Here is a 12,423-nt window from a genome sequence, read left to right on the forward strand (position 1 = left end):
CGGCTGCCTTGCCCGGCGTCATCCCGCGCCACCGCCACCGCCACCGCCACCGCCACCGCCACCGCCACTGCCACCGCCGCCCCCGGCTCGGCGTCCCCGTCCTACCGTCGCCGCATCGTCGCGCCCCACCCCAGCACCAGCCACACCCCCGCCACCGCGCACACCCCGGGCCAGCCCCAGTGGCCGAAGGCGGGGCCTGCGGCGGCCGAGGCGAGGGCGCCGCCGGCGAAGCCGGAGACGACGTAGGCGGTGTTGGCGGCGGCCGGGCTGGCGGTCGTGGTCAGGGCCAGGGTCTGGTTGGCCACGTGCGAGGCGACTAGTGCGGCATGGATCGTGACCGCAGCGGCGAACAGCGCCACGAGGACATGCCCGCCGAGCCAGAACAGCGGCACGGACACGGCGGCCAGCAGATACGCACCGCCCACGACCCGCGCGGCACCGAAACGGTCCACCAGACCGCCCGCCACCGGGGCCACCGCGGTGGAGGTCAGACCGAAGAGGCCGAAGAGCCCGGCGGTCGCGGTCGACAGGCCGTAGGACGGGCCGGTCAGCAGCAGCGTGAGCGATGTCCACAGCGCGCTCCACGCACCGAACATCCCCGCCTGGCGCAGGCACGCCCGCCACAGCTCGGGCGAGCGGCGCAGCAGCCCCGGTATCTCGGCGATCCCGGCGAACAGCCCGCCCTCCCGGGCACGCCGCTCCGCGGGCAGGACGAGGGCGGTGGCGAGGCCGAGCGCGAGGGTCAGTACGGCGGACCCGGCGAACACCCAGCGCCAGCCGAACGCCTGCCCGGCCAGCCCGCCGACCACGCGGGCGGCCACGATCCCGGTGAACAGCCCGGCGATGACGGCCGCGACATGCCGGGCGCGCCGCTCGGCGGGGGCGCGCTCGGCGACCAGCGGGACCAGCAGCTGCGGTACGACGGTCGCGGCGGCGGCCGCGAACACGGCGGCGGCGAGGGCGGCCGTGCCCGGCGACACGGCCGCGCCGATCAGCGCCACCGCGGTGGCCACGGACAGCGCGGCGACGAGCGGGCGCCGGTTGACGCGGTCGCCGAGCGGGGCGAAGAAGAGCAGCCCGGCCGCGTAGCCGAACTGGGCTACCGAGGCGATCCAGGTCACGGCCGAGGGGACCGTGCCGAAGTCGTGGGCGATCAGGGGGAGCAGCGGGGCCGCGAGATAGATGTTGGCGGCCGTGACGGCAGTGCAGACGGCGATGAGCAGCAGGAACAGCCCGCCGGAGCGGACGGGCGCCGGGCTCTGGCGGTCATCCGCCCGGCGTACTGCCCGGTGTAGTGCCCGGTGTACCCGGACCTGCTGGGCCGGGCGGGTGCTGGTCACTGACGGCATGAGCGGTGGCACTCCTCGAAGCCTGGGGGTGTGGGGCAGCCAATGGGCCACACAGTCAACCAACTGGTTGGTTGACTGCCCTCAACAGCCTGCACCCCCCTCCCATTCCCGTCAACCAAACAGTTGGTTACCCAGTGCCAGCTCGGCCCTACCCTGTCCCCATGGCAGCAGTGAGGGATCCCGAGGCCACCAAGGCCCGCATCTTCGACGCGGCGGTCACCGAGTTCGCCCGGCACGGCATCGCGGGCGCCCGGATCGACCGCATCGCCGCCGAGGCCAAGGCCAACAAGCAGCTGATCTACGCCTACTACGGCAACAAGGCGGAGCTGTTCACCCACGTCCTCAGCCGGTCCATGACCGACCTGGCGGCGTCCGTCCCGGTCGACCCGGACGACGTCGACGGCTGGGTCGACCGCCTGCTCGACTACCACGCCACCCACCCCGAGTTCCTCCGCCTGCTGTTCTGGGAGGGCCTCGAATACGGCACCGCCGAGCTGCCCGACGAGCCGGTCCGCCAGGACCACTACGCCCGCAAGGTCGCCGCCCTCACCGACGGCCAGGCCCGGGGCGTGATCACCGACGCGATCCCGGCCGGCGACCTGCTGCTCCTGATCACCGCCGTGGTCAACTGGATGGCCGTGGTCCCGCAGATGCGCCGCATCGTCACGGGCGCCCAGGACACCGACCGCGACCGCCTGCGGGCCTCCATCAAGGAGGCGGCCCGCAGGATCGTCGCGCGGTAGGACCCCTGCGGGCGGTCAGTTGGTGCCGATGCGCGCCAGCAGATCCACGATCCGGCTCTGCACCTCGCCGCTCGTGGACCGCTCCGCGAGGAACAGCACCGTCTCGCCCGAGGCCAGCCGGGGCAGGTCGGCCTGGTCGACGGCGGCGGTGTAGACGACCAGCGGGGTGCGGTTGAGCAGGCCGTTCGCGCGCAGCCAGTCGATGATCCCGGTGTTCCCGGCCTGCCGCCGGTGCTGCATCAGGTCCATCACCACGAGGTTCGGCCGGAACTGCCCCGCCAGCGTCACCGCGTCGTTGTCGCTCGCGGCCCGCGCCACCTGCATCCCGCGCCGCTCCAGCGTCGCCGTCAGCGCCAGCGCGATCTCCGCGTGCTCCTCGATCAGCAGGACCCGCGGCGGGTGCTGCTCGCTGTCGCGCGGCGCCAGCGCCTTCAGCAGGACGGCCGGATCGGCGCCGTACGCCGCCTCGCGCGTCGCCTGCCCGAGCCCGGCCGTGACCAGCACCGGCACCTCGGCGGCCACGGCGGCCTGACGCAGCGACTGCAGTGCGGTCCGCGTGATGGGCCCGGTCAGCGGGTCCACGAACAGGGCGGCGGGGAAGGCCGCGATCTGCGCGTCGACCTCCTCACGGGAGTGCACGATCACCGGCCGGTAGCCACGGTCGCTCAGCGCCTGCTGGGTCGTCACGTCCGGCGCGGGCCACACCAGCAGCCGACGCGGGTTGTCCAGCGGCTCCGGGGGCAGCTCGTCGTCCATCGGCTGCGGACGCGGCGGGTCCGCGACCTCCACGGCCCCGCCGGGACCGTCCAGCGGCTCGGGCCCCTCGGCGGCGTCGGCGTCCGGGGCGCCTATGGCGTACGACCGCCCGGCACCCTCGGTGCCCGGCGTGGCCGGGGCGAGCCGGGGCTGTCCGCCGAGCGACGGCTGCGGCACAGGCGCCTGCGGCACGGGCGACTGGGGGAGGGGCGACTGCGCCACGGCCGGCTGCGCGGGCGCCGCCTCGGCCGCCGGGTGCGGCCGGGCCGCCTGCTCCGTAGACGGCGACGGCGACGGCTGCGGCTCCGGGCGGGTGGCCGGGTCGGGGGGCGTGCCCAGCTTGCGCCGGCGGCCGGAACCGCCGGGCGCGTGCGGCGGCGGTGTCGCCGTCGACTGCTGCGCCTGCGCGGCCTGGCGCGCGAACGGCACGCCCTGCCCGAGCGTACGGACGCTGATCGCCCGCCCCTGCGTGGAGTTCGGGTCGACCGCGACCCCCTCGGCGGGCAGCCCCTGAGGGGCCCGCGCCGCGGGGAGTACGGGGGCGGCGGGGGCTACGGGAGGTACGGGTACGGGGGTGCCCGCACCGGAGGTGTCGTCGGCACCGGGCCACTGCTGCGGAACGGTGGCCACGGGCGCACCTGCGCCGCTCACGGGCGCGGCCTGGGCGGCGCTCTGCGCGGCCGGGGGCGCCTGGACGGCCTGGGACGCCGGTACGGTTTGGGACGCCGGTGCGGCCTGGGCGGGTGCCGCCAGCTGTCCGGTACCGGCCTCGGCGGGCAGCGGCTGCGCGGCCGGGGTGCCGCCGGGCGGGGTCGCGCCGACGGGGGTCGCGGTGGGCGCCGCCGGGAGCGGCTGGGCCTGGGCGGGCAGCGTCTGACCGGGAGCGACCGGCTGACCAGGGACGACCGGCTGACCAGGGACGACTGGCTGTCCTGGCACGACCGGCTGGCCCGGGGCCGGCCGGTGCGCGGTGCCCTGCGCTGGGGCGGCGGGCTGGGCGCCGGGTTGCGCACCGGGCGAGGGCTGGGCCGCCGGGGTCGTCGGCGCCGCCGGGGGACCGGCCTGGACGGGGATGCCCTGCCCGGCCGTACTCTGCGCCGGGATCCCGGCAACCGGCGTGCCCTGACCGGGCGTCGGCGCCCCCGCCGGGTTCGGTACGGGCTGCCCGGGAGCGGCCGGTGCCGCCTGAGCGGGCGTCACCTGCCCCGCGGCGGGCTGCGGCTGAACCGGCACCGGCTGCGCGGCCACAGCCGCCTGCGCCGGCGGGGCCACGGCACGGCGGCGCCGACCGGTCGGTGCACTGGTGGGATGCGGCTGCGGCGGGGTGTGGTCCGCGTCCTGGCCGAGCGGTACGGCGTCGTGCCGACCCTCGTCACCAGGTGCACCACCAGGTACAGCACCGGGTACGCCACCGGATGCGCCCTCCACGGGCGGCGCAAGCTGCGCGGGCACCGGCACCGGCCCGGAGGCCTGCGGCGGTGCCTGGCTCGCCGAGTCCGCGGACCCGGGCGAGCGGTCGGCCTCGGCCGGCGGCAGCGCGAAGACCGTACGCGGGGCGGCCGCCTCCTGCGCCGCGGCACGCTCCGCCGCGGCGGCCAGCGCACGCCGGCGCCGCCCGGTCGGCTGATCACCATCCTCCGCGCCCGCAGCGGCCTCGCCGCCGCCCACGGGCAGGGCGGGCGGCAGGGCGGGCTGGCCCGCACCGGCGTCGGGCCGGACGGGCACGCCCTGCGGCGGCACCGCGGCGCCGAGCCCCGTGCCGGCAGCGGCCGTCCCCGCGGCATGCTCGGCCGCGGTCACCACGGCGCCCTCGCTCACGCCCTCGCCGGCACCGGCGCCGACGTCGGCGGGCCGCCCACGGCGCCGCCCGGTGCCGGACGCGGGCTGCTCGCCCTCGGCCGGGACCACGGCGGTCTCCTCGGCGGGCGCGGCGGCACGCCGGCGGCGCCGGCCGGTCGGCACGGGCGCCTCCGTCTCACCGGTCTCACCCGCGCCGGGCACGTCACTTTCCAGGAAGGCGTCCGTGGAGGCCCGCCGAGCCCGCCGCCGCCCGCCGACCGCATCCTCACCGTCGACGGATTCCTGCAGGGCCGGGGCCTGTACGGCCGGGGCCTGCGCAGCCGGTGCGGGCGCGGTGACCGCTCCCGCACCACCCCCGAGCGGTACCTCCAGCACATACGCGCTGCCGCTCATGCCCGGCACCTCATGCGTCTGCAGGACCCCGCCATGAGCCCGCACGATCCCGCGCACGATCGGCTCGTGCACCGGGTCTCCCCCGGCGTACGGCCCGCGCACCTCGATCCGTACGACCTCACCGCGCTGCGCGGCGGCGACCACGACCGTGTTGTCCAGGTAGCCGCCCGCGGAGACGGGCGAGTTGCCGGTGGCGTCGACACCGGCAACGTCCGCGACGAGGTGGGCCAGCGCGGTGGCGAGCCGCTGCGGGTCGACCTCGGCCTCGATGGGCGGCGCGTGCACGGCGAACTGCACCCGCCCGGGGCCGATCAGCTCGACGGCGCCGTCCACACCGGCGGCGACGACGGCGTCCAGCATCACCTTCGTACGGGTGATGTCCTCGGCGCCGGCGTCCAGCCGCTGATAGCCGAGGACGTTGTCGATCAGGGACGTGATCCGCGCGTACCCGGCGGAAAGATGGTGGAGCACCTGATTGGCCTCGGGCCACAGCTGACCGGCGTCGTCCGCCGCCAGCGCGGACAGCTCGCGCCGCAGCTCGTCCAGCGGTCCGCGCAGGGAGGACCCGAGCAGGGTGAGCAGCTGTTCGTGCCGCGCGGAGAGGGCCTCGTACCGGTCCTTCTCGCGCTCGGCGAGCGCGGCGTACCGCTCCTCGCCGGCCGCCACCGCCTCGGCGTGCTTCTCCCGCAGCTCCTCGACCTCGGCGCCGTGCTTCTCCCGCAGGTCCTCGACCTCGGTGACGTGCTGCTGGCGCAGCGCGGTCAGATCGGAGGCGTGCTCCTCGGAGAGCCGCTCCACCTCTTCGGCATGCGCCTTCTCCTGTGCTTCCTTCTCCTCGGCCAGGGCCTCGTAGGGCCTCCGGTCGGTGAAGGTCATCACGGCGCCGACGAGCTGGTCCCCGTCGCGCACCGGAGCGGTGGTGAGGTCGACGGAGACTTTTTGCTCCCCCTTGGACCACAGCACCTGCCCGCGCACCCGGTGCTTGCGCCCGGAGCGCAGGGTGTCGGCGAGCGGCGACTCCTCGTACGGGAAGGGCGAGCCGTCGGCGCGCGAGTGCAGCACGAGGGTGTGCAGCTCCTTGCCGCCGAGCTCACCGGCCCGGTATCCCAGTATCTGGGCGGCGGCCGGGTTGACGAGCACGATCCGCCCGTCGGTGTCGGTGCCGACGACGCCCTCGGCCGCGGCCCGCAGGATCATCTCGGTCTGCCGCTGCGAGCGGGCGAGCTCGGCCTCGGTGTCCACGGTCCCGGACAGGTCCCGTACGACGATCATCAGCAGCTCGTCGCCGGTGTAGCCGTAACCGTCGTACGCCTGCTGCCCGTTCTCCAGGTTGGTGCTGGTGACCTCGACGGGGAACGAGGACCCGTCGGTCCGCCGCGCGATCATCCGCTGGGGCTTGGTCCGCCCGCGGGGGTCCATGTGATCGGGCCGCCGCATGGACCCGGGGATCAGCCGCGAGTCGAACTCGGGCAGCAGATCGAGCAGCCCACGCCCCACCAGAGCCGTACCGGGCGCCTCGAATGCCTCAAGCGCGATGGTGTTGGCGTTGACGACGGTTCCGTTGGCGTTGACCAGGACCAACGCGTCCGGCAGCGCGTCGAGTATGGCTGCGAGGCGAGCAGCGCCTCGGGATGGCCTGCTGCTCACGAGACGCCTTCCTCCCTGTTACCGCACCTTGCCGACCGCTCGGGCCATCTTGCCAACCGGCCCGCGACGTGTCACGCGAGGGAGTCTAAAGGCACGCGTTGCGCTTGCGGCGCCGGATGAGAGGGAGGTCCCACGAGGAAGTGACACCGAACTCGTGACCGACCACTGCCCAAGGGCCCCGGCCCCGGCTCGGTCCCGCTTCGGCTCCGGCTCGGTCTCGCTTCGGCTCCGGCTTCGGCTCCGCAAGACTTTCGCGGGACCTTTACGGGCGAGGCGATTCAGCCAAGCTCGGCAGCAACGGCACCATCCGGTCCCACCGCCCGATCTCGCACCCGTTGCTGCGGTCGTAGCCGGCGTCGACGGGCCGCCCGGCCCAGGTACCGGTGACATGGGCGGTGGCCGGCCCGCCGTAGATCATCGTGCAGTCGGACCCGGGCGCCACCGGAGCGAAGAGATCCCGCCCCCACTGCGTCTGCCCGTCCACCGCCCGGCAGGCCCCGGCCGGATCCGGATGACTGCCGCCGGCCGGATGACAGAACAGCTCGTACGTCCCGTCCTTCCCGGGCCCGGCGTGCTCCACGACGACGGTGAGGTGATCACCGGCCCGGTCCTCGGGCCGTGCGGGCGGGGGCATGGCGGGCGCCGCGACGGCGGGTACGGCGGCGAGGGAGACCAGGACGGAGGCGGCGGCGCCCACCGGCCCCGGCCGAGAGAGAAAGACCATGCCCTGACCAACGCCCCCACCCGCCGGACGTTGCGCCCCGCCCGTATCGGCCCGTACCCGCCGGGACCCGCCCGTACCCGCCGGGACCCACCCGTACCCGCCGGGACCCACCCGTACCCGCCGGGACCTACCCGGCCCCGCTGGGCGCCTCGCCGAGCGGAAGCCCTTTGCCCTGCGGCCCTGGTGCCTAGTACCGTAGAGGCCGATTGGTGACAGGGCACTCGGCTGTGTCATCATCTGCACGCACCACTCGCGCGCTCGCGTGAGCGGTTGTGCTGGAGGCGTCGCCTAGTCCGGTCTATGGCGCCGCACTGCTAATGCGGTTTGGGCCTTAAAGCCCATCGAGGGTTCAAATCCCTCCGCCTCCGCACCGATCCCGAAGCCCCGGTCCCCAGGACCGGGGCTTCGGTGTTTCCGCCCCGTGTGGCCCCTCCGGCCCCTGCGAGCGTTTCCGCAGGTCAGGCGGGGTGCGGGAATCGGATTTCACATGACGGCGGCAGTCATGTAATGTTCTTCCTGTCGCCGGGACGGGGCCGAAAGGAACCGAAGCGGAGACAAGAACAAAAGAACAAGCACTCGTAGCTTAACGGATAGAGCATCTGACTACGGATCAGAAGGTTGCAGGTTCGAATCCTGCCGAGTGCACATAGATCAGAGGCCCTGTGGAGTGATCCACGGGGCCTCTGGCTTTTGCTTTGACGGCAGTGTTTGACGGCAACCGCCTCAGGGGGCGGGCGCGGGGCCGATCAGGGGGTCAGGTGGATCATGGGACTCACCCGGGCGGAGCTGAGTACTCCTACTCATGCGCCCGCCTCGCCCGCATGAGCAAGGTGGCGCGTATGAACTTACCCGTCGCCCCGCCGGCCTTCGACGCGACCACCGGTCCGGGACAGCACCGTCATGCCCACCGGGGCGCCGACATCGGAGCCGGGTGCGGTCTGGTGTTCCTGGAGCTGATCGCCTTGGCGGTGATCTTTGGACTCTGGTTCCTGTCCGGGTTCAACCTCGACCCGGGCAAGACCGTCACGACGGACTCGTTGTGGAACTACCTGGCCGCCGCTGGCGGGGTTGGGGTCCTCGCCATCGTGGCGGCCGCGATCGCGGCGCGGGCCGGGGCCGCCGTAACGGTTGTCATCCAGGCCATCATGGCCGCTCTGATCTGCGTCATCGTCTTCGGTGGGGCTGCGGCGCAGTCCCACCAGGATCGGTTATGCCGTGACATACCGTCAGCCGCGGACTGCAAGGGCAGCCACTAGACGGCCACGAGGACACCGCTCATGCCGTTGTCACCATCCGGCCCGTTGCCGTCAGCTCGCAGGGGATCCCCGACGCGGTCGAAGGCGGAGCGCTGGGAATCGAGCCGTACGAAGGTGTAGATGTCCATGGTCACGCGGATCGAGCTGTGGCCCGGGACTTCCATGATCATGCGGGCGTCGGCGCCCCGTTCATGGAGCAGGGACGCGCAGGTGTGGCGCAGGTGGTGGAAGCGGACCTTACGGACTGCGGCGCGGCCACACAGGGCCTCGGAGGACCGGTTCGGATTGCGCGGCTCTATGGGGGTCCCGTTCTTCGTGGTGAAGACGAGGCCCTGACCGGTTCCCCTCCCATTGGTACCGGCGGCCTTCCGGTCGGCTACCTGCTGGGCGCGCTGCGCACGGAGCGCGGTCACCCACTCGGCCGGCAGGGCCACGGGCGGGCCGTGCGCTGCGTCTTCGGCGCGACGATCAGCAGCTCGCCGCCGCTTTTCAGAGTTTCTTTACTGGATCAAGGCGGCCAGCCTGCGTCGCGCGCGCCGGCGGCCAAGGGCCGCCGCCGCTCCATGTCTCCGCCACCGCTCCGGCGGCCCCCACCGTCTCAGCGCGCAGCACGGCCAAGGCGGACGGCTAGACCAGGAAGCAACCCGACCGCTCCGAGCACCAGGACCAGGCCGACACCCACCAAGCACGACCGCGTCACTCAACCGGCCTCTGCTCCAGTCCACATGGCGGCCAGCACCGGCACGACCAAGCGCACGACGCCGAACAGTCCTGTACGGCCGATGGTCGGATCCCGACAAGATCCGTGGCGCCGCCCTCGCGGACAGGGCGAAGTCGATCCCAAGTCCGTCGAGCGATAGGTGAATTCGGGACGTACGCCGCGTCGTGCCACGGCAATGCCGGCTGTGGAAACACTAGGAGAAGACGTGCATGCTCTATGGCCATCGCTCAGGCAAGCTCGCCCGGCCCGTGCTGTCAGCCCGGAACTGGTGGCGCTCTACGACCAGCGGGCGAACTCCCCGTCTCCACGTTCGTGGACCTGCTGATCCAGACTCGCGAGCACGTCGACGTGCTGGTCCACGCCGCCGTCTTCCTGCATGAGGCGTACCCGCGGCTCAACGAGCTGTTGCAAGAGCGAGCTGCCGACGGGTGTGCGGTCCGTATCGCGGTCGGCGACCCGGACAGCGCGAATGTCCAACAGCGCGGCAGCGAAGAGAGGTTCGGCCACGGGATCGAGTCCCGTGGCCGACTCGCCCTCATGCACTATCGCCCTCTTGCCGGGGTACCTGGCATCGAGGTATGGACCCATGTCACCACGCTCTACAACTCGATCTATCGTGCGGACGACCAGGCACTGGTCAATGCCCGTGTCTGGGGCGTGAACGCCTACTGTGCGCCCGTCTGGCATCTTCGGCGCAGCGGAGCGGGCGGCACGGTCGACACCTACGCCAGCAGCTTCGACGCGGTGTGGGAGACCGCGACACCGGTAAGCGAAGCAGGGTGACCATGGCACGGACCGAGTACTACGACGACCCGGCGGCACCGGAGCCGACCAGCTTGGTGGTCGCCGCGTCCGCCGTAATTACCGACGACGAAGGCCGCGTGCTCCTTCAGCGCCGACGGGACAACGATCTTTGGGCGCTCCCCGGCGGCGGCATGGAGATGACCGACTCACTTCCGGGAACGGCCGTCCGAGAGGTGAAGGAGGAAACGGGTCTGGACGTAGAGATCACCGGGCTCGTGGGCACGTACACCGACCCGCGCCACATCATCGCCTACTCGGACGGTGAGGTGCGCAGACAGTTCAACGTCTGCTTCACCGCCCGGGTGGTCGGCGGCCGACTCGCGATCTCGGAAGAGTCCACGGAACTGCGGTTCGTCCAGCTGGAGGAAATCGATCAACTGCCGATGCACCACACGCAGCGGCTCCGGATCCGTCACTTCCTGGAGCACCGTGATCGGCCTTATCTCGGCTGACCTCCCAGAGCCGGGCCCGGCCCGCTGAAAAGCCCCCTCCTTGCAGTGGTACCGCAGGTAGGGGGCTTCCTGAGTGTGGTTACTTCTTCTTGCCTTGGGTCTCGTGGTGGCCCGGCTCGTGGTGGCACGGACCCGGGTCGATGACAGTGAGGTCGTTGGCGGTAGCGGTGCCGTCGCCGCCTCCGCTGACGGTGGCGGTGTTCGTGACGGTCTGTGCGGGGGTGTTGCGGGGGACGCGGACCCTCAGGGTGATGGGCGGGTAGCTGCTCCCGGCGGCGAGGACGTCGCTGCGGGTGCAGGTGAGGGTGGACAGCGTGCAGCGCCAGCCGGAGCCGGTGATGCCGGCGGCGGCGAGTTGTGACGGGAGGCTGTCGTGGACGGTGACTGTGCTGCCGTCGGTTGCGGTGGTTCCGCTGTTGCCGACGGTGATGGTGTAGGTGCCCGGCCGGCCTGGGGAGAAGTTCCCGGTGTGGGTCTTGGCGATGGTCAAGATGGGCGGCGTGGTGTAGGAGAAGGTCACCTGACCGTTGTGGTTCGCGGTCCCGATCGGCGAGAGCGAATAGGCCGTCCCGGTGCCCGATGGGGTGGCGAAGCTGCTGCCCCCGCCACCGGCGCCGCCACCGGAGGCCGTCCCAGCGCCCCCGCCCCCGCCCCCGGCGAAGTAGCCGCCTCCGCCGCCTCCGCCGCCCCCGGAGTCACCACAGCCGGCGCCACCCCCGCCGCCCCCGACGCCGACCGCGGTACCCGAGAAGGAGCCCCCATTGCCGCCGGGACTGGAGAAGCAGCCTGCACCGAATCCTCCGCCGGCTCCGACGGTGCTGGTCGTGGTACTACCGCCTCCGCCACCTAGGCCTGGATTGGCACCAGTCCCCATTGTGCCGTCGGTGGCGTCGTTCGTCCCACCGTTGCCCCCGTTGCCGCCGACAACGGTGGGACCGCCGAACAAGGCGGTCCCGGTGCCGCCCGCGGCGCCACCGCCGCCCGCGACGACCAGCAGCGCGCTGCCGTCACTGACGCTGGACGCCCCGCCCCCGCCAGGACCGCCCCCTGAACCGAAGGCGCCGTTCCCGCCGTTGTTGCCACCGTTGAACCCCCCGGCGCCCCCACCGACGGTGCGGGGGTTGCAGCCATGGCCGCCAGTGCCGCCGACGTTGACGGTGTAGGTGGTTGCGACGGCGGTGGGCGGCAGCGTGGTGACGACCCGCGCCCCCGTACCACCGGTCCCGGTGGAACAAGCGGTGCCGGTGTTGTCGCCGCCGCCGGCGCCGTCCGCAGTGATCGTCACCGTCGCCCCCGCAGGGACCATGACGGTCTGCGGCGCGCCGGTGAAGGTGAACGTCTGCGTCACCGGAGCCGCCGCCCGCATCCCCGTTGAAGCGGCAGCCACGGCCGGGGCCAGGGCGACCGCCAGCACGGCCACCCCCGCCGTACAGCCCCGCACCCACGCCCATGACCATGGCCGAAGCCCGCTCTTCTCGGGCCCCGGACCGCGATGTGCCTCACTCTGTTTTCTCTCGCGCCTGACCACCGGCACCTCCGCCTCACGCATAAGGACGGCTTGCCTCAGCCGCTCCGATGGCGCCGAAAGCAAGCCGCTGTCATTCAGTGTGACCGCGCGTCAGCTTATGCACTGACGGGACACTTATTGCGATATGACACGTTTTGCCCGACCCGGCTTGCGACGAGTGGCACTCAGGAGTTAAGCGCGTATGACGCCACCTGCGCATTGCCGCCAAGGTCGGCGGAACGGCTTTGGTCGGGAGCTGCTTTGGGGTGAG

8 protein-coding genes, 2 tRNA genes and 1 pseudogene are annotated in these 12,423 nt (G+C 72.8%); 6 read left to right on the forward strand and 5 right to left on the reverse strand.

Annotated features, from left to right (window positions below):
• Window positions 1–101: 101 nt before the first annotated feature.
• On the reverse strand, window positions 102–1,349 hold the full coding sequence (locus O1G22_RS21620) for an MFS transporter (protein ID WP_270082846.1): 1,248 nt from the start codon (window positions 1,347–1,349) through the stop codon (window positions 102–104).
• Between the two features lie 161 nt (window positions 1,350–1,510).
• On the opposite strand from O1G22_RS21620, the gene O1G22_RS21625 reads away from it, so the two are divergent.
• Window positions 1,511–2,092 carry a TetR/AcrR family transcriptional regulator gene (locus O1G22_RS21625; RefSeq protein ID WP_270082847.1) on the forward strand — a complete coding sequence of 194 codons (582 nt, stop codon included), beginning with the start codon at window positions 1,511–1,513 and terminating at the stop codon, window positions 2,090–2,092.
• Between the two features lie 15 nt (window positions 2,093–2,107).
• On the opposite strand, the gene O1G22_RS21630 is transcribed toward O1G22_RS21625, so the two are convergent.
• Together O1G22_RS21630 and O1G22_RS21635 are read right to left on the reverse strand one after the other, a co-directional pair.
• Complete coding sequence (locus O1G22_RS21630; RefSeq protein ID WP_270082848.1) at window positions 2,108–6,688, reverse strand: PAS domain-containing protein; 4,581 nt, start codon at window positions 6,686–6,688, stop codon at window positions 2,108–2,110.
• A 262-nt stretch (window positions 6,689–6,950) separates the two neighbouring features.
• On the reverse strand, window positions 6,951–7,412 hold the full coding sequence (locus tag O1G22_RS21635; protein WP_270082849.1) for an SSI family serine proteinase inhibitor: 462 nt from the start codon (window positions 7,410–7,412) through the stop codon (window positions 6,951–6,953).
• Between the two features lie 277 nt (window positions 7,413–7,689).
• On the opposite strand from O1G22_RS21635, the gene O1G22_RS21640 reads away from it, so the two are divergent.
• The 3 genes from O1G22_RS21640 (at window position 7,690) to O1G22_RS21650 (ending at window position 8,668) form a co-directional block, all read left to right on the forward strand.
• Window positions 7,690–7,780: transfer RNA gene (locus tag O1G22_RS21640), tRNA-Ser, on the forward strand.
• A 204-nt stretch (window positions 7,781–7,984) separates the two neighbouring features.
• Window positions 7,985–8,057 (forward strand) — tRNA-Arg (locus O1G22_RS21645).
• Between the two features lie 194 nt (window positions 8,058–8,251).
• Window positions 8,252–8,668 carry a DUF6234 family protein gene (locus tag O1G22_RS21650; RefSeq protein ID WP_270082850.1) on the forward strand — a complete coding sequence of 139 codons (417 nt, stop codon included), beginning with the start codon at window positions 8,252–8,254 and terminating at the stop codon, window positions 8,666–8,668.
• Here the strand turns inward: O1G22_RS21650 and O1G22_RS21655 are convergent.
• A complete protein-coding gene (locus tag O1G22_RS21655; RefSeq protein ID WP_270082851.1) occupies window positions 8,665–9,102 on the reverse strand; it encodes a tyrosine-type recombinase/integrase in 438 nt (145 codons plus the stop codon). The two genes, O1G22_RS21650 and O1G22_RS21655, sit on opposite strands and share 4 nt — an antisense overlap.
• Before the next feature lie 348 nt (window positions 9,103–9,450).
• Here O1G22_RS21655 and O1G22_RS21660 point away from each other — a divergent pair.
• Window positions 9,451–10,172, forward strand: a pseudogene (locus O1G22_RS21660) (XRE family transcriptional regulator).
• A 2-nt stretch (window positions 10,173–10,174) separates the two neighbouring features.
• Complete coding sequence (locus O1G22_RS21665) at window positions 10,175–10,645, forward strand: NUDIX domain-containing protein (RefSeq protein WP_270082852.1); 471 nt, start codon at window positions 10,175–10,177, stop codon at window positions 10,643–10,645.
• 79 nt (window positions 10,646–10,724) lie between these two features.
• Here the strand turns inward: O1G22_RS21665 and O1G22_RS21670 are convergent, their stop codons facing one another.
• The gene (locus O1G22_RS21670) at window positions 10,725–11,993 is read right to left on the reverse strand and encodes a hypothetical protein (RefSeq protein WP_270082853.1); all 1,269 of its coding nucleotides are present in this window, start codon (window positions 11,991–11,993) and stop codon (window positions 10,725–10,727) included.
• Window positions 11,994–12,423 lie beyond the last annotated feature (430 nt).

This window comes from Streptomyces camelliae, from assembly GCF_027625935.1.
GTDB classification, from domain to species: domain Bacteria; phylum Actinomycetota; class Actinomycetes; order Streptomycetales; family Streptomycetaceae; genus Streptomyces; species Streptomyces camelliae.